Annotated in this window: 25 protein-coding genes; 7 read left to right on the forward strand and 18 right to left on the reverse strand. The window is 46.7% G+C overall.

Annotated elements, in window-relative coordinates:
- Positions 1 to 34: 34 nt before the first annotated feature.
- The 6 genes from ACKI5J_RS15300 to gap all read right to left on the reverse strand — a co-directional run bounded on the left by ACKI5J_RS15300 (position 35) and on the right by gap (position 4,667).
- Positions 35 to 445, reverse strand: a complete 411-nt coding sequence (locus ACKI5J_RS15300; protein WP_407430353.1) for an FtsL-like putative cell division protein — start codon at positions 443 to 445, stop codon at positions 35 to 37.
- Between the two features lie 26 nt (positions 446 to 471).
- Positions 472 to 1,374, reverse strand: coding sequence for a 16S rRNA (cytosine(1402)-N(4))-methyltransferase RsmH (rsmH, locus tag ACKI5J_RS15305; protein WP_407430354.1), 903 nt, complete (start codon positions 1,372 to 1,374; stop codon positions 472 to 474).
- Positions 1,367 to 1,831: a division/cell wall cluster transcriptional repressor MraZ gene (mraZ, locus tag ACKI5J_RS15310; protein ID WP_407430355.1), complete on the reverse strand. Its 465-nt coding sequence runs from the start codon at positions 1,829 to 1,831 to the stop codon at positions 1,367 to 1,369. Before mraZ ends, rsmH begins: the two co-directional genes overlap by 8 nt.
- A gap of 394 nt (positions 1,832 to 2,225) precedes the next feature.
- Positions 2,226 to 2,408, reverse strand: a complete 183-nt coding sequence (locus tag ACKI5J_RS15315) for a hypothetical protein (protein ID WP_407430356.1) — start codon at positions 2,406 to 2,408, stop codon at positions 2,226 to 2,228.
- A gap of 16 nt (positions 2,409 to 2,424) precedes the next feature.
- Positions 2,425 to 3,615 (reverse strand): phosphoglycerate kinase, encoded by a 1,191-nt coding sequence (locus ACKI5J_RS15320; RefSeq protein ID WP_407430357.1) that lies wholly within the window; start codon positions 3,613 to 3,615, stop codon positions 2,425 to 2,427.
- Between the two features lie 50 nt (positions 3,616 to 3,665).
- The gene (gene gap / locus ACKI5J_RS15325; RefSeq protein WP_407430358.1) at positions 3,666 to 4,667 is read right to left on the reverse strand and encodes a type I glyceraldehyde-3-phosphate dehydrogenase; all 1,002 of its coding nucleotides are present in this window, start codon (positions 4,665 to 4,667) and stop codon (positions 3,666 to 3,668) included.
- Between the two features lie 117 nt (positions 4,668 to 4,784).
- Between gap and ACKI5J_RS15330 the strand changes: the two genes are divergently transcribed.
- Positions 4,785 to 5,000: a hypothetical protein gene (locus tag ACKI5J_RS15330; protein ID WP_407430359.1), complete on the forward strand. Its 216-nt coding sequence runs from the start codon at positions 4,785 to 4,787 to the stop codon at positions 4,998 to 5,000.
- A gap of 43 nt (positions 5,001 to 5,043) precedes the next feature.
- Here the strand turns inward: ACKI5J_RS15330 and ACKI5J_RS15335 are convergent, their stop codons facing one another.
- Positions 5,044 to 6,345: a DEAD/DEAH box helicase gene (locus ACKI5J_RS15335; protein WP_407430360.1), complete on the reverse strand. Its 1,302-nt coding sequence runs from the start codon at positions 6,343 to 6,345 to the stop codon at positions 5,044 to 5,046.
- A 208-nt stretch (positions 6,346 to 6,553) separates the two neighbouring features.
- Here ACKI5J_RS15335 and ACKI5J_RS15340 point away from each other — a divergent pair, with 208 nt between their 5' ends.
- Entirely contained in the window at positions 6,554 to 6,748 is a 195-nt protein-coding gene (locus tag ACKI5J_RS15340) for a hypothetical protein (protein WP_407430361.1), read from the forward strand.
- 78 nt (positions 6,749 to 6,826) lie between these two features.
- On the opposite strand, the gene ACKI5J_RS15345 is transcribed toward ACKI5J_RS15340, so the two are convergent.
- Positions 6,827 to 7,456 (reverse strand): hypothetical protein, encoded by a 630-nt coding sequence (locus ACKI5J_RS15345; RefSeq protein ID WP_407430362.1) that lies wholly within the window; start codon positions 7,454 to 7,456, stop codon positions 6,827 to 6,829.
- Between the two features lie 67 nt (positions 7,457 to 7,523).
- Positions 7,524 to 7,754, reverse strand: a complete 231-nt coding sequence (locus tag ACKI5J_RS15350; protein WP_407430363.1) for a hypothetical protein — start codon at positions 7,752 to 7,754, stop codon at positions 7,524 to 7,526.
- 131 nt (positions 7,755 to 7,885) lie between these two features.
- On the opposite strand from ACKI5J_RS15350, the gene ACKI5J_RS15355 reads away from it, so the two are divergent.
- A complete protein-coding gene (locus tag ACKI5J_RS15355) occupies positions 7,886 to 8,068 on the forward strand; it encodes a hypothetical protein (RefSeq protein WP_407430364.1) in 183 nt (60 codons plus the stop codon).
- On the opposite strand, the gene ACKI5J_RS15360 is transcribed toward ACKI5J_RS15355, so the two are convergent.
- The 4 genes from ACKI5J_RS15360 to ACKI5J_RS15375 all read right to left on the reverse strand — a co-directional run bounded on the left by ACKI5J_RS15360 (position 8,044) and on the right by ACKI5J_RS15375 (position 13,161).
- Positions 8,044 to 8,592, reverse strand: coding sequence for a hypothetical protein (locus tag ACKI5J_RS15360; RefSeq protein WP_407430365.1), 549 nt, complete (start codon positions 8,590 to 8,592; stop codon positions 8,044 to 8,046). The two genes, ACKI5J_RS15355 and ACKI5J_RS15360, sit on opposite strands and share 25 nt — an antisense overlap.
- Positions 8,592 to 10,718: a DNA topoisomerase 3 gene (locus ACKI5J_RS15365; RefSeq protein WP_407430366.1), complete on the reverse strand. Its 2,127-nt coding sequence runs from the start codon at positions 10,716 to 10,718 to the stop codon at positions 8,592 to 8,594. The genes ACKI5J_RS15360 and ACKI5J_RS15365 overlap by 1 nt, the downstream gene beginning before the upstream one ends.
- 335 nt (positions 10,719 to 11,053) lie before the next feature.
- The gene (locus tag ACKI5J_RS15370; RefSeq protein ID WP_407430367.1) at positions 11,054 to 12,031 is read right to left on the reverse strand and encodes a c-type cytochrome; all 978 of its coding nucleotides are present in this window, start codon (positions 12,029 to 12,031) and stop codon (positions 11,054 to 11,056) included.
- Between the two features lie 113 nt (positions 12,032 to 12,144).
- A complete protein-coding gene (locus tag ACKI5J_RS15375; RefSeq protein ID WP_407430368.1) occupies positions 12,145 to 13,161 on the reverse strand; it encodes an aldo/keto reductase in 1,017 nt (338 codons plus the stop codon).
- A 159-nt stretch (positions 13,162 to 13,320) separates the two neighbouring features.
- On the opposite strand from ACKI5J_RS15375, the gene ACKI5J_RS15380 reads away from it, so the two are divergent.
- Complete coding sequence (locus ACKI5J_RS15380) at positions 13,321 to 14,778, forward strand: PQQ-dependent sugar dehydrogenase (protein ID WP_407430369.1); 1,458 nt, start codon at positions 13,321 to 13,323, stop codon at positions 14,776 to 14,778.
- Positions 14,779 to 14,782: 4 nt separating this feature from the next.
- Positions 14,783 to 15,583, forward strand: coding sequence for a DUF3298 domain-containing protein (locus ACKI5J_RS15385; RefSeq protein ID WP_407430370.1), 801 nt, complete (start codon positions 14,783 to 14,785; stop codon positions 15,581 to 15,583).
- On the opposite strand, the gene ACKI5J_RS15390 is transcribed toward ACKI5J_RS15385, so the two are convergent.
- A complete protein-coding gene (locus ACKI5J_RS15390) occupies positions 15,584 to 16,360 on the reverse strand; it encodes a trypsin-like serine peptidase (RefSeq protein ID WP_407430371.1) in 777 nt (258 codons plus the stop codon).
- Between the two features lie 106 nt (positions 16,361 to 16,466).
- Here ACKI5J_RS15390 and ACKI5J_RS15395 point away from each other — a divergent pair, with 106 nt between their 5' ends.
- Both ACKI5J_RS15395 and ACKI5J_RS15400 read left to right on the forward strand, forming a co-directional pair.
- Entirely contained in the window at positions 16,467 to 17,618 is a 1,152-nt protein-coding gene (locus tag ACKI5J_RS15395; RefSeq protein ID WP_407430372.1) for a metallophosphoesterase family protein, read from the forward strand.
- Between the two features lie 67 nt (positions 17,619 to 17,685).
- Positions 17,686 to 19,308, forward strand: a complete 1,623-nt coding sequence (locus ACKI5J_RS15400) for a M1 family metallopeptidase (protein WP_407430373.1) — start codon at positions 17,686 to 17,688, stop codon at positions 19,306 to 19,308.
- Here ACKI5J_RS15400 and rhaM read toward each other — a convergent pair.
- The 4 genes from rhaM to ACKI5J_RS15420 are packed head-to-tail and all read right to left on the reverse strand — an operon-like array spanning position 19,305 to position 25,394.
- Entirely contained in the window at positions 19,305 to 19,619 is a 315-nt protein-coding gene (gene rhaM / locus ACKI5J_RS15405; protein ID WP_407430374.1) for an L-rhamnose mutarotase, read from the reverse strand. The genes ACKI5J_RS15400 and rhaM overlap by 4 nt on opposite strands.
- Positions 19,620 to 19,638: 19 nt before the next feature.
- The gene (locus ACKI5J_RS15410) at positions 19,639 to 22,644 is read right to left on the reverse strand and encodes a sugar-binding domain-containing protein (RefSeq protein ID WP_407430375.1); all 3,006 of its coding nucleotides are present in this window, start codon (positions 22,642 to 22,644) and stop codon (positions 19,639 to 19,641) included.
- Between the two features lie 28 nt (positions 22,645 to 22,672).
- On the reverse strand, positions 22,673 to 23,458 hold the full coding sequence (locus tag ACKI5J_RS15415) for a rhamnogalacturonan acetylesterase (RefSeq protein ID WP_407430376.1): 786 nt from the start codon (positions 23,456 to 23,458) through the stop codon (positions 22,673 to 22,675).
- Positions 23,459 to 23,480: 22 nt separating this feature from the next.
- Entirely contained in the window at positions 23,481 to 25,394 is a 1,914-nt protein-coding gene (locus tag ACKI5J_RS15420) for a rhamnogalacturonan lyase (RefSeq protein ID WP_407430377.1), read from the reverse strand.
- Positions 25,395 to 25,519: the final 125 nt, after the last annotated feature.

Consider the following 25,519-nt stretch of genomic DNA (forward strand, 5'->3'; position numbering starts at 1 on the left):
CTTGCAATCTGCCACTGGCAGACCATGTATCGTCTTATTTCTCTGTCAATGCCGGAACCATCAGTTTCTTGGGTGGTTCAACCGGCTCCCTCAATCCAAGCGTATCAACTTTTTTCGCTACCTCCGTTTGTGTACTCTTCAACATCAGATCCGCCTTCAACGTCTTATAATCCCACCGCATTTCTTTAACCTCCTTATTGAGCTTATCAATGTTGCGGATATTCTTCTCGGTAAAATGCCTGTTCCCGATATACACCATGCCCAAAAAGGCGATGAAGATGATAAACGGCATCATTTCCGACGCTGCTTCTTTGGAAATCACTCCCTCGGTAAGAAGCACGGTAAAAAAGTTTCGGGGCATAGTTGCCTTTTTCGGAACAGGCTCTACCTCTATCTCCTGCTCCAGTTCCTCTTCTTCTTTCTCTCTTCTGAAACGATTACTCATATACCTTCCAATAATCAGTAAGCACCCTACAGCTTCACAGCAACCCGCAGTTTTGCGCTTCTGGCACGACTGTTTAAGGCAATTTCCTCATCCGTAGCCACTAAGGCCTTGCGCGTTACCGCATCCAGCGGACGCTGTATATTTCCATAAAAGTCTTTCTCCAGCTCTCCCCGAAACTTACCCTTGGCAATAAAGTTCTTAACAAGGCGGTCCTCCAGTGAATGATAAGACATCACCACAAGCCTTCCACCGGGCTTCAGCACATCTGCTGCCTGTACCAAAAATTCCTGCAACGCCTCCAGCTCCTGATTCACCTCTATACGAAGTGCCTGGAAAGCCTGCGCCAGGTATTTATTTTCTTTTCCCTTGGGGATAAGCTTTTTAATCACCTCCTTAAACTCGGCGATAGTATCAATCTGTCTGTTCAGCCTGGCCGTTACCAGCGTTCGGGCAAGCGACCTGGCATTCTGAATCTCCCCGTACATCCCAAATATCCGGTGCAGGTCCTCTTCACTATAGGAAGCGATAACTTCCTTCGCCGTGATGGGGGCCGACTGATCCATTCGCATATCCAGATCTGCATCAAAACGCGTAGAAAACCCCCGCTCTGGCTGATCAAACTGGTGGGATGAAACACCAAGATCAGCCAGAATACCATCCACCTGCATCGCCGAATGTAAACGGCAATAATTCTTTAAAAAGCGGAAGTTTTGATCTACAAAGGTTAACCGATCATCGTTTGGAATATTTTTTTTTGCATCTTCGTCCTGATCAAAAGCCAACAACCTGCCGTGCTCGCCCAGGTTTTTTAGAATTTCCCGCGAATGCCCGCCGCCACCAAAGGTCACATCGACATACACTCCGTCAGGACGAATATTCAGACCCTCCATACATTCTTTCAGCATGACAGGCACGTGATACTCAGACATCAGCCCTCCTTCCTGCTCCACCCATTACCTCTTCAGCCAACTTGGAGAAGTTATCAGGTTCGTTGTCCAGCAATGCGTCATAGGCATCTTTCGACCAAAGTTCAATTTTGTTAAATTGTGAAGCCAGCACAACTTCGGAAGATGCACCTGCATATTCCAACAGCGATTTTGGCAGTAAAATTCTCCCCGCAGCATCCAAAGAAAGCTCAGTAGCACCTCTGGTGAAGTACCTGATGAACTGCCTGTTCTTCTCTTCGTACTGATTAAGCCTGCTTAAATCTTCCATTATCTTGTCCCACTCTTTCCTGCTATAAATCACTAAGTGCTTCTCGAAACCCCGGTTTACAACCAAGCCTTCCTTCTCAGCCTCAGGCATTTGCTTCCTGAGTCCGGCTGGTATCATCAGTCGGCCCTTTGCATCGAGCTTACATTCAAATTCGCCTAAGAAGTGAGACATTAAATCGCTTTACTTTGAGTGGAGTAAAATTACATACTTTTACCACTTTCTACCACATAACCCCACAAAAAGTTTTCAACAGGAGATAATAGTCGGTTTTTAAGCTAAAAAAGGTAAATTCCATGGGAATGAGGACTTAAGCAAAGCACCTGAATCGGGCAAAAAACGACAAAAACCATAGCGATATCGACCTAAGCTACCCTCAAGAATCAGTCGAAACGGCGGTGCTTGATAAACCAAAAGACCGGGTTTGATCCAAGCCGCACCAGTCAGCGGGCAGCTGGTGGGCAGCTGGTGGGCAGCCTCGGATTGCAGCCACGATAAACCCACGGAAATGCCACGGTGTAGCCACCTTTCTCCTGAAAAACGTGGCTACACCGTGGCTACAAGGCGGCTAAGTTGTGGCTACACCCACCAGCTGCCCACCAGCTGCCCACCAGTTGCCCCCCAGTTGCTGGCCACCTGCCCGCCAGTTGCGTGCTACTCTCCCGCTACCCGCCCGCCACTTACCCACCCGCTGGTAGCTCGCTGCCAGGCGCACAAAAAAAGCCGACCCATGTGATGAGCCGGCTCGCAAAGAATTTGGATAACTTCTATTCGTTAATTGCTTTCACGCCTGGTAACTCCTTACCTTCCATGTACTCCAGCAGGGCACCGCCGCCTGTAGACACATAACTAACCTGGTCTTCGAAGCCGAACTTCGCAACCGCCGCAGCTGAGTCGCCCCCTCCTATCAGAGAGAATGCACCATTTTCAGTTGCTTCTACCACAGCTTCTGCTACTGCCTTAGTTCCGGCTTCAAATTTCTCCATTTCAAATACACCCATCGGACCGTTCCAAAGGATGGTCTTGGATTCTGCAACCACTTGCTTATAAACGTTAACAGCATCCGGACCGATGTCCAGACCCATCCAGCCTTCCTTGATATCATCATTTTGAGCGATATCAGTGTCTGCGTCAGCAGCAAACTTATTGGCAACTACTGAATCCGTTGGCAAAATCAGCTTCACACCTTTACTTTCCGCTTTTTCAATAAGGCTCAGGGCAAGATCAAGCTTATCCTCTTCAACGAGCGAGTTCCCGATCTGTCCGCCTTTCGCCTTAGCAAAAGTATAGGCCATTCCACCTCCGATTAACAAATTGTCGACCTTCTCCAGAAGGCGTTCGATCAAAAGGATCTTGTCAGAAACTTTGGCTCCACCCATGATCGCTGTGAAGGGGCGCTCAGGATTGTTCAATACCTTTTCTGCATTGGCCAGCTCGCCGGCCATTAAGTAACCGAAGTATTTTGCGTCAGGGAAGAACTTCGCGATGACTGCCGTAGAGGCGTGGGCTCTATGCGCAGTACCGAAGGCATCGTTAACATATACATCGCCAAGCTTGCTGAGCTTCTCAGCAAAAGCCTCATCTCCCTTTTCCTCTTCTTTGTAAAAGCGAAGATTTTCCAGCAAGAGGACCTCACCGTCTTTTAATGCAGCCGCTTTTTCAGCAGCCTGAGCGCCTATGCAGTCATCTGCAAATTGCACTTCGGTGCCAAGAACTTCTGACAGATGCTTAACGATATGCTTTAATGAGTACTTTTCTGTAGGACCTTCTTTCGGACGACCGAGGTGTGACATCAGGATCACCGAACCTCCATCCGCCAGAATTTTCTTGATTGTAGGCAAGGCACCCTGAATACGGTTATCATCTGTAATATTAAAGTCCTTGTCCAGGGGAACATTAAAGTCAACTCGAATTAGTGCCTTCTTTCCTGAGAAGTTCAGATTATCAATTGTCTTCATATTTATTATAATATAGTGTTTAAGAAATGTTCAGATACATTAAAATACGATCATTTGGCTTTCGCCAGTGCTATGCGCTTAACCATGTCCGTTAGCCTGCTGGAATATCCGTATTCATTATCATACCAACCCACTACTTTTGTTATTCCGCCAACAACAGAAGTGAGGAGCGAGTCAAATATACAAGAATGAGGATTATCTAAAATGTCGACGGACACTATCGGATCTGATGTATATTGTAAAATGCCCTGAAGTTCATTTTGGGCAGCCTTCAAGAAGACCGCGTTTATTTCTTCGACCGTTGGTTGGTTCACCAGCGTGCAGGTAAAGTCCGTGAGTGATCCGTTGAGTACAGGCACCCTGATGCCTGCTCCACCCAACTTTCCTTCCAGGCGGGGAAAGATGCTGGTGATCGCTTTTGCCGCACCTGTTGTTGTCGGGATAATCGATGAAGAAGCGGCCCTTGCACGACGAAGGTCCCGGTGGGGGGCATCATGCAAATTCTGGTCTCCGGTCATAGAATGCACTGTAGTGATATATCCGTTTACGATCCCCCAGTTTTCTTCCAGCACCTTGATCATCGGCGCGATATTATTTGTCGTGCAGGATGCGTTTGAAAGCACCGGAGTGCTAAAATCAACGTCCTGATCGTTCACTCCGAGTACGACAACCTGTACGTCTTTGGTGGAAGGGGGTGCGGATATGATGACCTGCCTGGCTCCCGCCTCAAGGTGCGCTTCTGCGGCAGCACGACTGAGAAAGCGACCTGTAGATTCAATGACAACATCGATCTGAAGGTCGGCCCAGGGAAGGTTTTCAGGCGACGCCTCCGAAAAAGCAGGAATGGAACGACCGTTAACGATAAGTGCATTATCACCGGCTTCGACCTTTCCCTTAAAACCCCTGTGTACACTGTCGTACCGAACAAGATGAGCCAGCGTGGCGGCATCGGCAAGATCATTAATGGCAGCTATTTCGATGTCATCGTTCTCCAGTAGTGTCCGGAAAACAGTCCTTCCAATTCGCCCAAACCCATTAATAGCTACTTTCATTCGAATAAATTTATTTTAAGGATCCGAGTATGTCCTGATCAAAGTTAGGTTTTTCAGTCAAATTAGATGCGTTTGAAACCTTTATTTAGGAACGGAGTTTTATAAAGTAAAACTACGATGACAAATAATCAAAGCAAAAAACCAGAGAAGCTGGAACCACAGGATTCTGAGCAAAAAGATATCAAGCCCGACAGAGATGACAATAAAGCTGTAGTACATCCGGAGGATCTGAACTACGAAAAGGAGGATGCGCGGTTTAAGGATCCGGCGAAGACAAAAGAAACCTCAGAGCAACCTGTAAATCCGATCAAGACGCCTCCCAGAGATAAGTAATGGCCACCCCAAGGCCTGATAGGCTCATGGGGCGGACGTGACCCTAATTGGAGATCTGGATTTTCACCTTCTTATTTTTGATCTTTTCGTCTTTGAGCTGGTTTACCACATCACGGATACGGTCGCGTTTGACGGCAGCGTATGATGAGTGATCCAACACCTCTATCAGGCCAAGGTCTTCCTTAGGAAGCTGGGCTTTCTTGAGAAGCAGGCCGACGATGTCGATCTTATTAACTTTATCTTTTTTCCCGGCGGCAATATAGATGGTGTCCCATTCGGTTGCCTGAGGCACGACAGGTCTTTTGGGGAGAGTAATCATTTCAGGTTCCACGCCAAGATGGGCCGGCAGCTCTTCTTTTGTCAGCATAAGGAATGATGTGCCGGTAGCATGCATACGAGCGGTGCGCCCGTTCCGGTGAATAAAGGCTTCTTTGGTAAGTGGCAGCTGGTAGTGAATAACATATTCGATTTCGGGAATATCTAGTCCCCTTGCCGCGAGGTCTGTAGTGATCAGCAAGCGATAGGTTCCGTTTCGAAACTTCAACAAGGTCCGCTCCCGGTCTTCCTGCTCCATTCCTCCGTGAAATTCTCCGTGAACAATCCCCATATGGTCGAGGAGCTCCCCGATTCTGCCTACTGCATCGCGATGGTTGCAAAAGACCAGGGTGGATTTATTGCCGATCATACAGATAAGTGAGAAAAGTGTTTCCAGTTTGTCTTCAGCACCACTCATCACTGCTTTATAGCGGAGATCGGGCAAATTTTCCTCTTTCGAAAGGTAATTGAGTTCAACCGGATTTTTCACACCGGTAAAGGATGGGATTTCGTCCATTCGGGTAGCCGAGGTCAGGATGCGCCTCTCCAACGCTGCCAGGCACCCGATGATATACGACATATCCTCCTGAAACCCGAATTCTAAGGATTTATCGAACTCGTCCAGGACAAGCGTCCGGATCGCTTCCGTTTTGAAACTCTCTCTTCTCAGATGCCAGGCAATCCTTCCCGGCGTCCCGATCAGCACAGCAGGAGGATGCATCAAACTATTCTTCTCAATCCGGGTGGAATGGCCTCCATAACAGCAGGTCACTTTAAAAGAAGTGCCCATTGCTTTAAACACCTGTTCAATCTGCAGGGCGAGTTCTCTGGAGGGTACCAGTATAAGGGCCTGGACCTGAGATATGCCCGGATTCAGCGATTTGATCAGTGGCAGCATGAATCCCAACGTTTTTCCAGATCCCGTAGGAGAAAAAAGAACAAGATCTTTGCTTAAGGGGGTTTGGAGTGCATGCTCCTGCATTTGGTTAAGAGCAACTATTTTAAGATTTTCAAGTGCTTTCCTGATCATGTTGTGGTAGAAGTTATTCGGCAAAGGTACGGGTTGTGTTGGTATTAGCTTTCAAATACAGCAAACTGTAGGATAAATCCACAACAAAAAAAGGCAGGTGGTTCGATTTTCAAAATTACTCACCTGACTATCAATGACTTACAAATAGCAGATACTTTGGCCTGATTCTTACTCTTTAGGTTGTATAATTCACCTAAAGAAAAATATTATGAGAAAATTATTGTTTTCAGCCGCCATACTAAGTTTTGCAGGAATCACTGCAATTAGCGCAAGCAACCACGAAGTTCAAACAGTTAAAGCTGGCTTTGCCCAGGATACCACTGATACAGCATCTACCACTACAACCACAAGCCCTGTTGACACTACCACGACAACAGGCAGCGACACTACGTCTACTAAATAAAAAACATGTCTTTTGAGCGATGATCGAAGGAGCCAGTGTGAGAGTCTGGCTCCTTCTCTTTTTTAGTCTCTATTTGCCCTACAGTCCGGAGCTAGATTTTTGATCATTAATCAGGTTTTCACACAGTGCAAAAGTGTTGTCGCTCATACGAAAGCACAATCCGGATATCAGCGCCACATTCTGATCGCTTTCATCAATCAGGGTGAGTGATTCGTCTGTCGGAAAGGACAAAAGCCTGTCTGCCTCTTCGGGGATAAACTGGCGGCTATGGGTCAAACGATAAGCTTGCTGCATGAGAAAGTAGATAGTCATGTGGGCATAACCCATCGCATCATTCATCCAGAATTGATACGATCCGAGCTCTTCGTCTTCATTGAGCTCTGAAACACATTCATCCCCAATACCCTCATCGAGTGCTTCTTTCAACGCCACGTCATCAATGTTGTTGATGTTTAGAAGAGTATCGCCTGTCCGCTCAAGGTCATACATCAGCTCGAGCAACAGCTTGATGTTGGGGTCTTTCAATGTCTCCAGTAAGGAAATATCACCGGGATACTCTTCTCCTTCTTCAAAGATTGCTCGTAAGTCACTGAGTTCATCACACAAGGCGGCGTTTAAGCCATATACAAACAACTCCCTGTAAACAACACACATCATGCACGCGCTGTGTAATATCTCTTTTCGGTAATCAAATTGTTCTGCTTCCATAAGGTATACGGCAGGTCTGTTACTCCCCCCACCATGTGAACAAAGAGACGTTGAATATTTTCGAGACTTAGGATAACCGGTAACGCTCGTCAATTATCTGACCTATCGCTTCGATGAGTTCCTGATCGTGTGGCACGTTCCCTTTTAATCGCCATGTGGCCGTGCTTTTCACCAAAGTCCGGGTTACATGATTTAATAAGACCTGAACTTCTATGCACGAATTACTTACTGTAGGGAATTTAATCACCTGAAAATTATAATCAAGATCCTTAAACGTTAAGTTCAATGCCTGTTTCATAAATAGTTCTCCATTCAAAAATACATTGTCAACCTTAGTTCAATGTAAGCAATATATGAAGTTTTTTGTTTTAAAATTTCCCACTCTTCTCTGTATTGGTCAGAATTTCGTAAATAGATGGTCAGATTATCGTGAACGGAACGTCTCTGAGCCTGATCGCGCTAAGGAAAATCGCTATCGCATGGCGAAGCGACCGTCTGCTGGAAGAGCAGACACCATCGTTATTTTACCCAGGCATCACACGGGCTGAGCAGGTTCTGCGGCGACGGTTAGGAAGCGGTGATCTTGCCTATTCCTGGCTCACTTCTGAGTAAGAGCTAAAATACCAGTAACCTTGGTGGTCTTTTCGATAGCAAACGTTAAAGACACTTCCTTCGACCGATAAACGAAAAGAAAAGGCAGAGCTTTGTTTGTCTTTGGGCAGGTAGTTAACCATGACGCTGTCTGCGGCCAGTTCAACCTCCTCCTTTGCTGCTTTTTGGTCAAGCTGCACCTCCAAATCTTCATCAAACAAAGCGTAGTAGAGATTTTGCAGTTGATGCACATACCGCAAAGTTTGTACGTGGCCCCCCAGGGAAAACGTGAACCCGTCGGAAGCGGGGATCAGGACCATACTCCCCTTTTTCCAGCCTCTGTCTTCCGGTGTGTACAAAAATGAGTATCCGTTAAGCCATAACGTCGATAAAGTGACTGCAGCAACTTGCGCCGGGGCCACGGGAGAGTGCTCAAAAAAACTGACTTTATTCTCGTCCAGAGCCCTAACGGTAGCAACAACGGTCTTGTCATTTCCATCGGGATGAAGAATATTGCCGATCCGGAGTTCAGAAAGATTAACCATTAGCCAGTAGTGTTTAGTGTACGAGGTTCAAATACAAAGTGAGCCTTCCCATCAGCCAGTATCAAAGAGGCATCAAATATCTTACCCGACTTGGATTTAAAGCCTCTTATGACATCTGTCTTCCCTTTTTCGATCAACATCATGATCTGCTCCTCGGTAAGCTTCTTTTCAGACATCGTTCGCCAGATGACAAACTTACAGCCACTGGCATAACCGCTGCATCCGGCTGCCTTTTCTGTTATGCGAATGATGCCTTTTTTACATAGCGGACAAACTGTTGCTCCCTCCACGTCTTGAGGCGACAGCTTTCCATTCAGTTCAGCACCTACTTCAAGCAATTCGCGGGTGATTGTGCGGGTATACTCGCGAATTTCATTTTTAAAATCCTGAACTGAGGCGCCTGACCTGATTTCCTCCAATCGCTTTTCCCATAGACCGGTAAGTTCGGCCTGGGCAATCTGCTTATCCTTCACCAGATCGTAAACCGCTAATCCCTTTTCAGAAGGAAGCAGGTTTTTCTTGTCCCGCCGGATATAGTCCCTTTTGATCAGCGTTTCAATAATCGATGCGCGAGTAGCGGGGGTACCAAGACCCGTATCTTTCATTGCCTGCCGCAGCTCCTCATCTTCAATTTCCTTTCCCGAAGTCTCCATAGCTTTCAAAAGGCTTGCCTCATTGTACAGGGGCTTGGGCTTAGTCTGCTTCTCGAGTAACTCCTTTTTTTCTACCTGCAACAATTCGCCCTTGATCACTTTGGGCAGGGTCGGATTCTCCTCGTCTTCCTTCTCCGTATCGGCCTGATTGAATACAGCGCGCCAACCCGCAGTCTGGATGACGGTTCCGTTAGCGACGAACATGGAGCCAGACTCCAGAGAGATCTTGGTAAGCTCCTTTATACATTCCTGATGAAAGGCTTCCAGCATCCTTCCGCTGATAAGATCATAGATCACCTGCTGGTCTTCCGGAAGGTAGTGAGGTTTATTGTTCGTAGGGAGCAGCGCATGGTGATCCGTTACTTTCTTTACGTTTACGCTGCGTTTGTTCAGCTTGGCGGTTTGTAATTCCGCTGCCTGTTTACCAAAGGCAGGATGCCCGGTCTGATTGGCTATCAGAGCAGGGATTTCGGCAAAAATATCATCTCCGATATACCGGCTTCCTGTTCTCGGATAGGTGATCAGCTTGGATTCATAAAGCGTTTGCGCAAGAGTCAGGGTCTGGTCGGCCGTAAACCCCTTGCGTTTGTTCGCTTCCTGCTGCAAACTACTCAAATCATGCAGCAGGGGCGGCTGTTCTTTTCGCGGCTTTACGTCTACGTTAAGCACTTCAGCTCCCTGGTTGAAACCTGATGCCGCGTCCTTCACTGCTTCAAGAACCTGTTGAGCAGCATCCAGTTTATCAAAATTTTTAACAGACAAGGCTTTAAAAAGCTGTCCGTCTTTATTTACCCAAATGGCGATCTGGTAATAGACCTGAGGTTTAAAGTTTTTGTTTTCCAGATAGCGGGCGCAGATCATGGCGAGCGTAGGCGTCTGCACCCTTCCGAGCGATAACACCGAGTGATTTCCCGCCGCTATGCTTAAGGCCTGCGTAGCATTCAAACCAACGATCCAGTCAGACTCCGAACGGCATTGGGCTGAATAAAAAAGCGTATCATATTCTGATCCAGGCTTCAGATTTCGAAATCCTTGTTTAATTGCCTCATCGGTCTGCGATGATATCCAAAGCCTCCTGAAGGGCTTTTTACATTTAAGATGGTAATAAATGTATCTGAAGATCAGCTCCCCCTCTCTCCCGGCATCCGTTGCGACGATAATTTCAGTGGCCGACTCAAACAGGTTCCTGATGACATTGAGCTGTTTAACCACTCCCGGGTCGTCCTTCAAAACGCCATTTACCTTATTTTGCTTAACTGCGAGTTTAAACCGCTCAGGAAGCATAGGAAGGTTCTCCAGGCGCCAGCCTTTGAAGCCATACGCCTCCGGCGCCGCGAGCTGAACGAGATGACCAAAAGCCCAGGTGAACGAATAGTCTTTTCCTTCGACGTAACCTTCTTTTTTCATCGTTGCTCCAAATACCTTGGCAAGTTCACGGGCAACTGATGGTTTCTCTGCGATGACGACCTTCATACCGCAGTAAGGATAGAGCAGTTAGCTGATTCTATTGGAAGCGATCCCCGAAAGAGAATTAAAGGTGCGTTTCTGAAGTGAGCTTTGGACATGACTTTTTTAACAAATGCTGAGCTGCAAATATAACCCAGAAATCAGTCAGGCGATCAGCTTTCTTTCAACGGTCGTTTCCGAACGCAACCTAAAAGCCGACTATTCATCAGATTGTTGAATTTCACTTCTGCCTTTGCTGCTATAATCCGCTATCGAATAAATTAAATAATCCGCTCTTTAGAACCATAGCTGGCCCTGACGCGCTAAGTGCCTTCTGAATCAACCCTGCCGTTAATCCAGGATCAGAACTTAGCACTTACCGTCCGCTCGATGCGATTACTTATCGGCTTTAAGCTTTTGAGATAGGCATGAATCGCTTTAAGATCTGAGGTTTTCATACCTGCGTACATGGTCCAGGGCATGGGCGTATTCAACTCGTCGGCAGTCAGCTCCTGTTTCACGAAGTTAGCGTCATCATACGCCGCAAAACGACTCAGGAACATGGCTTCAGACCAGCTTCCGATACCTGTTTCGCGATCAGGAGTAAGGTTCGGTGTGCGCACGATTCCAGCTGGCTGTTTGAACTCCATACCCCCGCCGAATTCCGTGCCTTTAATTACGCTGCCTTTATCCACCTGGCTATGGCAATCAACACATCCCGCCACATTCACGAGGTATCGGCCGTAGCTCAGCTGATCATTTTCAGAAGGTCTTTTGCTAAAAGACGGTGCCTGAGGCATTGTGTTGATAAGGAAGTTGACTGGAAAATCAATCTCCCGCTCAGGGACTTCGTTTTCAACAGGTTCCAATGTCCGGATATAAGCAATAATACTATATATATCTTCCCTGTCCATTCTTCCGAACCGGTGAGAGGCCATTAAGGGAAATAGCGCCTCACCGTCTTTGTTTACACCGGCTGTCACCGCACGAAAGATCTCTCCGTCAGTCCAGTCATTCAACGCATAAGGGGTAAGGTTAGGTGCAAAGAAGACGCCTGGGAAACCCATTTCCCTGGAGAACTTCTCCCCACCTGCTCCTTGCTTCTCATGGGCCATGGGCCCGGAATAGTATTTCCATTCGCGGGTGGAGTGGCAATCCATACAGACGGCGACGTGGTTTGCCAGGTAGCGGCCTCTTTCCACACGTTCAGCACTTTTCTCAATGGTCAGCTCCGGCGCCGGCCCGGTAGCTGGTAACGCGGTTTTAACATATACACCACCCGCCAAGGCAAGGATGAGAACGAGGGCAAGAATTATGCCGGCTACTTTAAGTACTTTCATTAGATATCTAATTGGTTATTAGCATCTAAAATGCAAAATACTTTTCTCTTGCAAAGCACTGAGAAGACATTTGTTCAGCTGTGGTGGACGACTCCGGGACGACAATAATGAAATTAAAAGATAACTCGTGTAAGTCCCCTTTCGTTCATCTCATTCCAAAAAGCCGCAGGAACGTTCACATTGGCCATTTCGATGTTTCCCCTGACCCTTTTAGCACTACTGGTGTTCAACGCTATAGCTTCAACACCGGGTGCTGACAATCCAAAGCCTACGCAAGCCTCTGCAGGCTTGACCGCATATTTCTCGCAAATTGTGAAAAACATTTCTCGCCAGTTAAATAATTCTGCATCTGCTTCCTTGTCTGCCAAGCGGTAATTATAATAATCGGAGCCGATAAGGAACCCGGCGTTGAACACTGCAGAGTTAATGATCGTGATGCCCTGGTCCTTTAAATTCTTCATAAAAGCAATCAGATCTTCCGGGTGGCTATGCAATGTCATACTGTTTGCAATCATTACCCAGTCGAGCTCTACATCTTTAGATATGCGCTCTATGACGTGCCAGTCTTTTGCTCCGACGCCAACGGCCTTGACTTTGCCCGACTTCTTTAAGTCAGACAGCGCGCGGTAAGCATCCAGAATGTCCTGGTACCTTTTGGTCCGCTCTTCTTCATTGTCTGTTGCCAGGAGGTATTCGTCAGGGTCATGAACCGATACCATTTGCGGACTGTATTCGCCCAGCAAATCATTGCCTTGTTCAAAGCAAGCTAAGATACCGTCATAGCTGATATTTTGAACGGCGTCGTACTTCAAGTCTTTCCATACACCCGGTTCGAATGTAGGTTCCGCCCCTACGAGGTCGGTTCTCATCCATCCCAACTTGTTGCTGATGATAACATCATCAGGATGAACACCAAGGTCTTTTAAACTTTTTCCAAGTGCCTCAAGCGCCAGTCCCGCGCCATACTTGCCTGCCGAATCAAAAACAACTGGCTTTGGAGAATGCTTGATACATTCATCGACTATTGCAAGCTTATCGGAATAATCAAGTGCTGTGTAAAGGTTACCGAGGGCACTTGTTCCGAAAATTACTTTCGGCAGGTGAATTTTGCTCTTGTGTATATCTGTCATTATCAGGAATTTGATTTTTTAGAAAAACAAATTGTAGTTCCTGCAATTATAAAGAAGTCATCTATTATAATTAAATATTATTTGGTTACTTCTGATAGGCTATCATAGCCTGCAAATCACTAAATTAGCAACAGAACTAAACCATTCATTTTCCAGAATATGTTGAAATACTTTAGCGCCGGGACCGTAATGGTCTTTTTCCTTATGATTTGTCTGAGTTTCAATAACGGGGGCACTACAAACAAAGTTGTTAACCCTCCAGGGAACGTAAGCCAGGACAGTCTTGCGAAAAGAAACAAGGTCGCCAGCCTTTATATGGCTAATTGCAGCGGCTGCCACGGCGAGCAAATGAATGCTTTTGTTGACAGACGATGGAAGCACGGAAGTACGCAAAAAGACCTGGTAAAAGCTATTAAGCATGGGTACCCTGATGAAGGTATGCCCGGTTTCGATGCCGCTTTCAGCGATGAGGAAATAACAGATCTGGCTGATTATATTCTTTCGGGCATTAAAAATGTGAACCGGTACATGATCGAGGATAAACCGCAATCGAACACCTTTAAAACAGAAAAATTAACCATCAGGCTGGATGCGGTAGCGGAGGGAATGGACGTGCCCTGGGGCATAGCTTTTCTGCCCGGCAATGAGTTGCTGGTTACCGACCGGAACGGAAAGCTCTACAGGGTAAAAAGCGATAAATCAAAAATTGAAATCAGCGGAGCACCAGAAGTGGTTGCACAAGGGCAGGGAGGACTTATGGATGTGGTTACAGATCCTGCTTTCTCGTCTAACAAGCTGATCTATCTCTCCTATTCCAAGCCTAAGAATGAAGGAGGGAATATCCTGGCGACCACAGCTATTATGCGGGCAAAGTTAAGTGGCGATAAACTGATCGAGCAGAAAGATATCTTCATTGCCAACCCCTATTCGAGAACGCGCCATCACTATGGCTCCAGAATCGCATTTGACGATAAGGGGCACCTCTTTTTCTCGGTTGGCGAACGCGGCAACGAGAAGCAGAACCCCCAGGAGATAAAGGGTAACGATCTCGGAAAGATTCACAGAATTAAAACGGACGGCACTGTAGTGGCGGATAATCCGTTTTTGAAGTCGCCGGGCGCCCAACCCACAATCTATTCCTATGGGCACCGTAATCCGCAGGGCCTGGCCTTCAATCCGCGCACTAAGGAATTATGGTCAAACGAACATGGGCCAAGAGGCGGCGATGAGTTGAACATCGTTAAATCCGGTCGTAACTACGGTTGGCCTGTGATTACCTACGGGATCAATTACAACGGCAAAACGATTAGCGATATCTCTGCCAAGCAAGGCATGGAACAGCCCGAACATTACTGGCTTCCATCTATCGGAACGAGCGGGCTCGCTTTTGTAAGTGGCAGCCGATATCCCGGTTGGGAGAATAACATCCTTTCAGGAGCCTTGAGATTTAAATATCTTAACCGCAGTGAGATGCAAGGCAATAAAGTAGTTCATGAAGAAATCCTTTTCAAAAACATCGGCAGAGTGAGAGACATCCGAATGGGACCTGATGGTTACCTCTACATGGCGGTTGAATCTCCCGGTACGGTTTACAAATTGGTTCCATTAGTTAAATAACAATATGTCCAAATTATTTCTATTCCTTGCTGCTGCGTTCCTTTTTTGCAGCTGTTCAAACAGCAAGCCCACACAGCTGTCTCAGGACAGCGTAAATACCGACACGGCTGTATACTCGATTAAGTCGATTATTGAAAATGACGAAGACTGTGACAGCACATTAAGCAAAGACTGCAGGATTGTAGATATTACTTATCCGGAATTCGAGAACCAACCGGCCTTAAATGACTCCATTAACGAACGGATTCAAAAAATCTATACTACTGAAACGTCATACGGATCAGTGAGCGACATGGTGCAGGGGTTTATGGCCGACTATCGCAACTTTAAGACCGACCTCAATTTCAACAACAGGGTTTATAACTTAATGAGCAAGACCAGGGTCTTGTCAAACGATCAGTTAGTCAGCCTGAAAACAGAGAGCTATATCTATACAGGAGGGGCGCATGGCGGAAGCTTTGTGGCTTTTATCAACTGGGATCCTCAGGCAAGAAAACAGATTTCTATACAGGATGTGCTGAAGCCCGACACGTATGATTCCCTGCAGGTAATCGCCGAAAAAATATTCAGGAAGAACGAAGGAATTTCTTCAACGGACCCTTTGAAACAGTACTTTTTCGAGGACAATACGTTTGTTCTGAACGAGAACTACCTCTTTACTCCGGAAGGTATTAAATATCTCTACAACGAGTACGAGATTAAGCCTTACTCATCGGGAAGAACTGAACTACTCATTCCGTACGATTCGATCCGCAACTTACTAAAGCCAAAATCAGCAATCAGTCATCTGTTTACAGCGAATTAATTATTGGAGAATGATTCCATGGCGACGACACCATTGACTGATCTGGCTCTTCATTTTCGCCGTTATCGGCGTACCGATATTACAGACATTCTGTTCGTCAAAACCACCGGTATGGATGGCGACAAGCTGGTTCATTCCGGTGTAAACCGGTGATCCGCTTGAACCCTCGACCGTAAAGAAATCATAACGCAGAAGATCAGGCGTATAAAAAAAGTTGGTTGTTTTATCTGTCCAAAGCTTGATACCGGTTACAGGGTCCGGGTACCCGCTCAGGAAAAGAGCCTTTGGCGGGCGGGAAGGGATGTAAGGTGTCAGGACAAAGTGCCCGCCCGCGCTTTTATACAATGATGAGTCAGGCAAAATAATAATGCCAAAATCATCTTCATACGTGGGGTTTTCTCTGTAGGATGGCAGCACATAAATGTTCTTGTTCATTTCTGTATATACATCCCGCTGCTTCAAGTAGGAATTATTAGTAGTAAAACCTACAGTAATGCGAATTTTTGAGACGGGATCAAAACGATCTGTCAGGTTATGACCTGCGGTGATGAGTACCCGGGGATGAATAAAAGCAGCCGTCGCATTGTATTTCTCGTTCCAAAGCCAGACCTTCCGGCGGATATCCAGCTGTACAACCTTCAACAGGTCTCCCTTTAATTGGTTAGCATTTACACGGGTTCTGCGGTTTTTGCTGACTTCCTTGTTGCACTCCTGAGAAACAGCAGGCAGAGTCAACGAAACAAGCATGAGTATGGCAATAAATTTGATCTTCTTCATAGTACGGATATACCCTCCCCATAACACCATTTCGGGGAGGCAGTTTTTGAATTAAACTCAATACTTAACAATAGCGTGATGTAAAGGCTGTTAAATTGCGGTAATTTTGCTGGGTCTAAATGTAATTGATATGCTTACTCCCGGCTCCCTTATCCGAAACAAGCCCGTTTTTAAATTGAATCAACCTGACGATAGCGACAAATTCCATAGTCTTCCTGCGCCTTCCGGACCTTACCCCTACAGACTAAGCCTGAGCTCTGTTCTAAAGGAAAGCGCGAACGACAAACTGGTTATGCATATGGTTGGGGATACGGGTTCTGTTCGAAATACGGACTTCCAAAAAGTAGTTGTTGCGAAGATGACCGAGCAGTTTAAGGAGGCAGACAACGGGGAGGAGAAGCCGATGTTTCTTTATCATTTGGGAGACATTGTTTATAACTTTGGCGAGGCGGCCGAATATCCGAGGCAGTTTTTTGAAGCCTATTCTCAATATCCTGCTCCGATATTCGCGATTGCCGGCAATCATGACAGTGACGTTAATCCACTGACTGCAGATCCCTATTCAAGTCTGCAGGCGTTTTGCAGCGTCTTTTGCGATACAGAACCCAGGGAGATAGCTTTTTGCCGGGATCACAAAAGAGTCAGTTCCGTTCAGCCCAATGTATACTGGACGCTCGAATCACCGCTTGTGACCATCATTGGTTTACACAGTAATGTACCCAAATATGGGATTATCACCCAAGAGCAGAGAGAATGGTTCGTTAAGGAGTTGCGGCATGCAGCGGAGTTTCCTGACAAAGCTTTGTTTGTATGTCTGCATCACGCGCCTTACTCGGCAGACATTAATCATGGCTCCAGCTACCCCATGATTGAACTTCTGGAGGGTGCATTCAAGGAGGCGGATGTAATACCAGACATGGTGTTTAGTGGCCATGTTCATAACTACCAACGTTTTATCAAGAGTTATGAGGAAAAGAAGGTCACCTATATCGTGGCGGGTGCAGGAGGTTATGACGAACTTCATCCTATTGCCGACCCTGCTGATAAAGCATTCAGCGACCAAAGTCCCTTTTTCGAGAATATCCTGCTTCAAAATTACTGCTTTAAGCAGCATGGGTTTCTTAAGCTTTCCATAGAAAAAGTAGATATGAAACTACAGGTCCGTGGAAATTACTATACCATACCCCACCATACTTCAACAGAAAGCGACGGAAAGGCCTCTCTTTTTGAGACGTTTGACGTAACTATCGACCGGTAAATTCATATCTTACATTTATTGTCAAGCAGTACTCATGAAGTTTCTCCCTTTGTATTTTTTTGTCTTTATGCTTATACCTTTTGAGGGGGCAGCGCAATTGATGGTTGAAAAAGAAACGTTCAGTCGGGCGGATTCACTGCGGGGAGGATTAACGAAATGGAGATCATGTTATGATGTAACCTACTATCATCTGGACGTTAAGCTGGATATCGGGAAGCGTTATCTCCGTGGCTCCAATGAGTTTAGATTTACAGCAACAGAAGACTTCAGCAGACTGCAAATAGACCTGTTCGCTAACCTGACAATTGAAAAGATTGTATATCAGGACCAGTCACTACGTTTCAACAGGGAATTTAATGCCGTGTTTATTGACTTCCCTGAAGCCATAAAAAAAGGGGCTTCCGGTTCGTTCACCGTTTTTTATTCGGGCCATCCTATTGTTGCTAAAAAGGCTCCATGGGACGGGGGATTTATCTTTTCTACTGATCCGGCCGGCAAGCCCTGGGTAGCTACCGCTGTGCAGGGACTGGGTGCCAGTTCATGGTGGCCTAATAAGGACCACCTTGCTGACGAGCCAGACAGCATGCTGATCAGCATTCATGTACCCCGCGGTTTGAAAAACATTTCCAACGGGCGCCTGAGAAAAATTACGGAGGATCCTGATGGTTATACCCGGTTTGACTGGTTTGTCGGGAATCCGATCAACAACTACAGCGTAGCGATGAACGTGGGTGACTACGTACATTTCAGTGATGCGTATCGCGGTGAAAAGGGGCCGTTGACCCTGGATTATTGGGTGCTACCGGCCAACCTGGAAAAAGCAAAAGCCCACTTTCCTAAGAATGTAAACCCGATGATGAAGAGTTTTGAGTACTGGTTTGGCCCTTACCCTTTCTATGAGGATGGATACAAATTAATCGAAACACCGTATCTGGGGATGGAGCATCAAAGTGCTGTCGCTTACGGCAACGGATACCAGAACGGGTATCTCGGAAAAGATCTCTCAGGTAGTGGTTGGGGAAACAAATGGGATTTCATTATTATTCATGAAACAGGACATGAATGGTTTGGTAATAACATTACTTGTAAGGACATAGCGGATATGTGGATTCATGAAAGCTTTACAAGCTATTCGGAAGGGCTCTATGTGGAAAGCCTGTTCGGGAAAAAAGCGGGACAGGAGTATATCGCCGGCACGCGAACGATCATCGAGAATAAATCGCCTATAATCGGACAGTACGGGGTAAACAAAGAAGGCTCGGGAGACATGTATTCGAAGGGCAGCAATATCCTTCATACGATGCGAACGATTATCAATAACGATGGTAAATGGAGGGCGATTTTGCGTGGTCTGAACAAAGAATTCTATCATCAGACCGTTACGACTGAGCAGGTAGTCAAATACATGAGCGACATGGCGGGGATGGATCTTAGGCCGATATTCAGGCAATATCTTTATTTTGCCAATGTGCCGAAGCTGGAGGTAAAGGCGATTGGAAACAGTGTTGTAGCTCGCTGGAAGAGCGATGTTAAAGACTTCTCGATGCCTGTTAAAATCCGCAGAAAGGGAGGTGAATATCGTTTTGTTACACTCACCTCCCATGCTGATGTTCCGCTGAAAATCAGCGGCCTGACGCTACAGAATATCGAGGTCGACACTGCGAACTTCTATATAGAAGTGGGCGATTAGTCCATGTGAAATACCGGCGTTAATGGTATGCTGACAGGAGAGTTATCTGTGTTGGTATCCATGATATCAGCCATATACGCCCACCAGCGTTTTACCACTTCTGTAGTCCCCAGATCCTGAGAAGATTGCCCGGACTTTTGTTTTTGCACTGCAAAAAGAATGTCGGTCTCCTCGTCCAGAAAGATGGAATAATCATATACCCCGCTATTTCGGAGTAACGCTGTTAGTTCGGGCCATATTGCGTCATGACGTTTCCGGTATTCTTCCTTGAAGCCGGGCTTCAGTTTCATTTTAAATGCGATGGTATGCATATTTGGTTTATTTGGTTATTTATATGGTTTCATTCCTCAAAAGACCTGAACTTTCGTTCATCCGTTCGTAGATCTCTATTTCGACAATACTGATCCTTCCACGAGCATTCTTGTCGTCGCGAACAACCCCGTCATCCAGCTTCTTACCCGTAACTTCGACCATTCCAAAATAGTCCCTGGCCTCTGCTTTCGAATCAAGGAGCTCAATCTTGAGGCTTTTACCTGAAGTGGGCTTAAACTTTGCGGTAAAGTACCCGAGGCTTCTTTGGGTCGAGTCTTTGTATACTTCCTTATCGTCTATAGTGATGCGTATCGGATAGCTTCTTGTGCGGAAGTTGTTCATTTTCAGCGTTACTTCGCTTATTGGAGCCACGCGGTCAAGCTTGTAATTTATCCATGCGGTAGACAAATTCCCATCATTAAACCAGTCCGATAATTCATTGTCATCATAACTCATGGCCGCCTGAGCCTGATTGGAACCGGCCTCGACGCTTACAATTTTCAGTGCTTTTCGTGAAACGATGTACGATGGAGTGGAAGGAGTCGGCCCCCGGTCAAGGTATACAGGCAGGCCTGAGCCTGGCAGTTGTTCGGACAAGCCGTTTCTTTCTTTAACCGGCTTCGAAGAGAAGTGTATGTTGGCCGGTTTCAGGCCTTCCGCCCTTGCTTTTAATTTGATCTTTCCCGCCTGTGTTGTAGAACGGATGAGCACCCTGTTCACACCGCATTCCACGGGCAGCGTCTTTGAAAGAATATAGTTATCCGGTCCCTGAGCTATTCCACCACGCCATTCAGCAGGTCCTTCAAGATCAAAACTGATCATATTGAGAGCAGTAGGGCAGCGGTTACCTTTTTCATCGACGACTTCTACATCTACCCATGAAAGGTCAGCACCATCTGCTTTCAATCCGCCCGGACCCTGCCGGAGCGTCAATCGAACCGAATGAGGCTTTGAAGCGGTACCGATTTCTTGCCTGCATAGTTCCTTTCCCTCTTCATCATACCCAATCGCCATTACCGTGCCGGGAAGCCAGGTGATATCATCAAATGTATACAAGAACCGTTTGCTTTGTTTTCCAAAGCCTTTTGATGTGCCATTAACAAAAAGTTCCACCTTCTCTGCGCCCGATATAACCTGGACATCTTTTTTTGTACCAGGCGCATAGTTCCAGTGCCCGATAATGTGAATGCGTGGGTTTTCTATGTCGACCCAGCCGTCCCACATGACCTGATGTGCAAAGTAACCGTCTTTAGGTAAACGCATGGCGTCGACCTCGCCACTCCGGCGGTAATTTTCTGCGCCCCGGAAATGCGTATTGGAATCGGAGAAGATGATGTTTACCCCACCCGCACTCGAACGTTCTCCCGTTCCCGGACGCTCGAGCCAGTAGTCGAACCAACGGGCGACGTTCTCCATAGCGTGTGAATCCTGGTTGCGATTATAGATACTCGCGTCCTGCCCCTTATGAAGGGGCCCGTCTCCGTCCTTATGGTAGGGAGGAGAATATTCGTCCCAGTACTTGCGCAGGCCTTCATCTCTCGAATATTCCATTGCCCACATGGGAATACGGGCACTTTTATTGATGTATAGCATCTCGCCACCATATTCGGCGACCTTGCTGTCGAGCATTTCCCTGGATCCCGCTGCCCTTCCGCCGTAAGGATCATACTGGTCACGAATATCCTTCATTTCCTGCATATGTGCCTCGCTGATCGATTCATTACCCGATTCGTAGAACAGGATGCTCGGGCTGTTTCTATTGTAGATGACTGCGTCACGCATCAGCGCTGTCCGCTGCGTCCATCGGATACCTTCAACATCCTTTTCTGCATCCCCTGCCTGCATTGCCTGTATCAGGCCTACCCTGTCACAAGATTCAACATCCTGCTTCCAGGGTGTGATATGCATCCATCTCACTAGATTGGCATTGCTTTCCACCATTAGCCGGTTACTAAAATCAGACATCCATGCAGGCACAGACATCCCTATAGCAGGCCATTCATTACTGGTGCGCTGGGCATATCCCTTCATCTGAAGTACCCGGTCGTTCAAGCGAACCATCCCGCCGGAAAAGTCTGTCTTTCTGAACCCGGTGTTGGTACTAACAGCGTCAATAACCTTTCCGTCAGATTTCAGGCGGGTGGTCACGGTATAGAGGTAACCATAGCCCCAACTCCAGAATTCAAGTTGTTCTAACCTTGAAGATGCGCTGACCTTCCTGATGTCGCCAGGTTCAATCTGCGTGGTACCTCCTTGAAAAACTTTAACCGACTTCCCCTGCAGGTCGGTCACTTCAACTTCAAAGTTGAAGCTTTTCGGTATTGAATACTCATTGCGCACCTCTGATTCTGCAGTAACGGTGGCAGACTTGCCTGGTATGTCAAAGTCACGGGCGAAGATATAAACACCTTGTGTCTTCAGATTAGAATATAAGGGAAGCGTCTGATACAGCCTGTCTGTGATATGCAAAAAAACATTTTTGGGAATACCTCCGTAATTAGCATTGAAATTCTTGTCGATCCATTGAAATTTGGTCTGGGTGGCTACTTCTTTGTAGTCCCAGGAGTTATCAATGCGAACGGCCAGAATGTTCTCCCTTCCATTATCGTTTATGTGGTTGGTAATATCAAGGCCAAAAGCCATAGCGCCATTCTCATGTTTACCTATATAGTGACCGTTTAGATAGAAATCGCCTGCCTGGCGTATGCCCTCAAACTCCAGGAACACTTTACGGTCTTTTTGACCGGCAGGTAATCGAAATCGCTTTCTATACCATACGATGCCTGTGCTATGCTTGTCAATAGCCACTTTGAAGGCCTCATCCTCATTAAAAGCATGTGGTAAGGTTACTGCCTTCCATCGCGAGTCGTCGAAGGCAGCACTGGAAGCATCCTGAAGATCAGCGACCATATATTTCCAGCCGGAATTGAAGTTAAATTTACTCCGTTGCGCAAATACAGTTTCACCAAACATGAAAAGGCAAAAGACGAGAACGAGGAAAGGAGTTTTAGTTGTAGCAATCATAGTTTAAATCTGACTTGCAGTTAGGATTTTATTTCAGAAAAGTATGGAGGCCTATCTGTTTTTGTTTCTTTAAGCCCTTCATAACCGATTCAGCATTAATCAGCGCACCTTGTGCATTCGTATGGGTATGGTCGGTAGGAAACAACTGTTTCACCCTGTGCGGACCCATTTTCTCATAGCGGTCTGCCGTTATCTTGTTCAGATCTATGAAGTATGCGTTCTCTTGTTCTGCTACCTGTTTGGCCCATAGACCGAAGTCCTGATCGGCCCGTACAACCTTACCCGCTTTCCAGCTGTTTCTCGGGATCATAGACAAAACAATCGGAATGGCGCCCCTCGATTGAGCATCGCGGATGAACTGACGGATATACCAGCCATAAGTATGCACAGTTTCAGGAGTTCCATCTGGCCAGATAAGTTCTTTAGTTTCTTCGCCAATACCTCTCAAAACCCCTCTATAACCGCCTCTGGTTGTATCAGGATGACTTCCCTCGTTGTGCCCGAACTGCATCATCACATAATCTCCCGCCTTCAGTTGAGACGAGACAGCTGCCCATCTCCCTTCCTTAATGAAGGTTCTGGTGCTTCTTCCTGCCATTGCATGGTTGCGCACCTCGATTCGGGTCGTATCAAACAACGTTTGCATGGCGGTACCCCAACCCATAAATGAGGTGTTCGTATTTTTTACCGTCGAATCGCCTATGATATATAGCGCCGGCTTTTGCGAAAAGGTAAATGCCAGACTCATCAGGACTGCCAAAATAAACAGCCCCCGTCCGTGTAACAATAATCTGCTTCTGTTCAGCTTTCTCATCAATTCTTGAATATGGTTAAGTTTATTTACGAGGGGTTTTTACTGGCTCATGCCGCTTGGTAACTTTTATATCAGGCCGCTTCGGCGCCTTCATATTCGGTCCGACATAAAAACTCGTATGAGGCGGCTGATTGTATGCTACATTTTGCCAGGCTATGCTTTGACGGTATTGCGGGTCGTGCATAAAGGTAAACAGCCTGTTTTTGGCTTGAATAGTGGTAGTAAAGATTCTCAGTTCCTTTCCGTCGCGCGTCCTGAACATCACCTCTTCACGCCAGTCTCCAAACAGATCGGCACTCAATGCGGGTGTAGACTTCGTACCGTTATTACTGACACAATCATATTGCGCAGCATCAAACAAGAGGTTTGATTTTTCGGCAAGATAATCCCACTTGCTAATGGTAGTTGAATTCAGAAGTTCACTTAACAGATCGTCATCCCAGAAGATTCCGAAGTTGACAGAAGGATTCTTCTCCGAAATCTTATTCCCCTTGACGTCAAACATTCCGGTGATTCCTGCTCCCGCCACCCATGATTCGAAACCTTCATAGCGGGGATCCACATCCAGGGATAGACCACGACCGGGACCTTCGCCATCGTCACCTGCCTTAATGGAGGCCTTTTTCCAAATAACTTCGCCGGTTCGTGCATCTCTGAAGCTCGCACCTGCATCGCCAAATCGCTCCTGAATATCGAAGACCTCCAGCCCCGGTCTCGAGGGGTCAAGGTCAGAGACATGCAGGGCATCTCCATGACCGATGCCGGTACTATAAAGGCCCTGTCCGTCATCATCCAGGGTCATGGCTCCATACACGATCTCATCTTTTCCGTCGGCGTCTACATCTGTTATGGTCAGGTTATGGTTTCCCTGACCGCGATATTTTCGATTTTCGGCGGTGGCGTCACTGTCAAAGACCCAGCGGCTTGTAAGTTTTTTGTCTTTAAAATCCCAGGCGGCAATGACTGAGCGAGTATAATATCCTCTCGACATAATCAGACTGGCGTTCTTACCATCCAGATAAGCGATTCCCGCCAGGAATCGATCCATCCGGTTTCCGTTACCATCACCCCAGATCGCCGCCATCTCTTTTTGATCAGGGTCTTCTTTATCCGGATGCCTGCCAGGAAGATACTTCACCGTACTGATCTCAGCACCGGTCAGGCCATCAAACACCGTTAGATACTCAGGTCCTTTCAAGATGTAACCGCGGCTATTTCGCCAATCTTTTGTAGAGTCGCCAATACAATTCCCCAGTCCGTCGATTGTTCCATCTGCAGTCTTGCAGGCGATCTCCGCCCTGCCGTCGCCATCCAGATCATACACCATGAACTGCGTATAATGCGCTCCTTCCCTGATATTCTTACCCAGGTTAATTCTCCACAGGAAAGTCCCGTCCATCCTGTAAGCTTCAAGTATCGGAGCTGAGGTGAAGCCCGCATGCGAATTATCCTTAGCAACCCCTGCCTGATGTATAATTATTTCATATTCCCCATCGCCATCCAGGTCTCCTACTGATGCGTCATTAGGTGTGTAGCCCTCTGGAGTTTGCAGCGGAACAGAAAGATAAGGAATGGCGGGTGGATTTGCTGCAAGCGAGTATGGAGCACTGGTCTCTACCTCTTTTCCGTTGATAACCGTCTTTACGAAATAAGTATTTGGCCTGGAGATGTCGACCTTGGTATCCTGAAAATCAGTGGTCGTCGTTAAGGGTTTACCGTTTAGTTTTACCGCCCTGCTCCCTGCGGTTGAGCGGTAAAGGTTGAAAGCAACATGCTCAGAATCCGTTCCCAATAGGCGCCATCCCACATATACAACGCCGCTACCTTTGTTTATAGCAACCAATCCGCGACCGAGATTCTCCATCAAACGCTGCCCGTTGGAAACGAGGGAAGATGTAATGATTATGACGGTTAATAGTATAGGTTTTATTTTCATATATAGGCTTATAAGCTGATTACTTGTCGGCGGCTATAATTGGCTGATATCTGCCGGCATTTTGGTTTAGTTGGTTCTGATACTGATGGTAATACCGGCAAAGGCTTCAGACCTTCGCCGGTATT

Origin of the sequence: Arcticibacter sp. (genome assembly GCF_045629565.1) — a bacterium.
Lineage (GTDB): Bacteria > Bacteroidota > Bacteroidia > Sphingobacteriales > Sphingobacteriaceae > Arcticibacter.

What these genes read in the sequence shown, in the direction of transcription:
- ACKI5J_RS15300 (WP_407430353.1), bottom strand. Translation starts at nt 445, where the DNA reads ATGAGTAATCGTTTCAGAAGAGAGAAAGAAGAAGAGGAACTGGAGCAG.
- rsmH (WP_407430354.1), bottom strand. Translation starts at nt 1,374, where the DNA reads ATGTCTGAGTATCACGTGCCTGTCATGCTGAAAGAATGTATGGAGGGT.
- mraZ (WP_407430355.1), bottom strand. Translation starts at nt 1,831, where the DNA reads ATGTCTCACTTCTTAGGCGAATTTGAATGTAAGCTCGATGCAAAGGGC.
- ACKI5J_RS15320 (WP_407430357.1), bottom strand. Translation starts at nt 3,615, where the DNA reads ATGAAGACAATTGATAATCTGAACTTCTCAGGAAAGAAGGCACTAATT.
- gap (WP_407430358.1), bottom strand. Translation starts at nt 4,667, where the DNA reads ATGAAAGTAGCTATTAATGGGTTTGGGCGAATTGGAAGGACTGTTTTC.
- ACKI5J_RS15330 (WP_407430359.1), top strand. Translation starts at nt 4,785, where the DNA reads ATGACAAATAATCAAAGCAAAAAACCAGAGAAGCTGGAACCACAGGAT.
- ACKI5J_RS15335 (WP_407430360.1), bottom strand. Translation starts at nt 6,345, where the DNA reads ATGATCAGGAAAGCACTTGAAAATCTTAAAATAGTTGCTCTTAACCAA.
- ACKI5J_RS15340 (WP_407430361.1), top strand. Translation starts at nt 6,554, where the DNA reads ATGAGAAAATTATTGTTTTCAGCCGCCATACTAAGTTTTGCAGGAATC.
- ACKI5J_RS15345 (WP_407430362.1), bottom strand. Translation starts at nt 7,456, where the DNA reads ATGGAAGCAGAACAATTTGATTACCGAAAAGAGATATTACACAGCGCG.
- ACKI5J_RS15350 (WP_407430363.1), bottom strand. Translation starts at nt 7,754, where the DNA reads ATGAAACAGGCATTGAACTTAACGTTTAAGGATCTTGATTATAATTTT.
- ACKI5J_RS15360 (WP_407430365.1), bottom strand. Translation starts at nt 8,592, where the DNA reads ATGGTTAATCTTTCTGAACTCCGGATCGGCAATATTCTTCATCCCGAT.
- ACKI5J_RS15365 (WP_407430366.1), bottom strand. Translation starts at nt 10,718, where the DNA reads ATGAAGGTCGTCATCGCAGAGAAACCATCAGTTGCCCGTGAACTTGCC.
- ACKI5J_RS15370 (WP_407430367.1), bottom strand. Translation starts at nt 12,031, where the DNA reads ATGAAAGTACTTAAAGTAGCCGGCATAATTCTTGCCCTCGTTCTCATC.
- ACKI5J_RS15375 (WP_407430368.1), bottom strand. Translation starts at nt 13,161, where the DNA reads ATGACAGATATACACAAGAGCAAAATTCACCTGCCGAAAGTAATTTTC.
- ACKI5J_RS15380 (WP_407430369.1), top strand. Translation starts at nt 13,321, where the DNA reads ATGTTGAAATACTTTAGCGCCGGGACCGTAATGGTCTTTTTCCTTATG.
- ACKI5J_RS15385 (WP_407430370.1), top strand. Translation starts at nt 14,783, where the DNA reads ATGTCCAAATTATTTCTATTCCTTGCTGCTGCGTTCCTTTTTTGCAGC.
- ACKI5J_RS15390 (WP_407430371.1), bottom strand. Translation starts at nt 16,360, where the DNA reads ATGAAGAAGATCAAATTTATTGCCATACTCATGCTTGTTTCGTTGACT.
- ACKI5J_RS15400 (WP_407430373.1), top strand. Translation starts at nt 17,686, where the DNA reads ATGCTTATACCTTTTGAGGGGGCAGCGCAATTGATGGTTGAAAAAGAA.
- rhaM (WP_407430374.1), bottom strand. Translation starts at nt 19,619, where the DNA reads ATGCATACCATCGCATTTAAAATGAAACTGAAGCCCGGCTTCAAGGAA.
- ACKI5J_RS15410 (WP_407430375.1), bottom strand. Translation starts at nt 22,644, where the DNA reads ATGATTGCTACAACTAAAACTCCTTTCCTCGTTCTCGTCTTTTGCCTT.
- ACKI5J_RS15415 (WP_407430376.1), bottom strand. Translation starts at nt 23,458, where the DNA reads ATGAGAAAGCTGAACAGAAGCAGATTATTGTTACACGGACGGGGGCTG.
- ACKI5J_RS15420 (WP_407430377.1), bottom strand. Translation starts at nt 25,394, where the DNA reads ATGAAAATAAAACCTATACTATTAACCGTCATAATCATTACATCTTCC.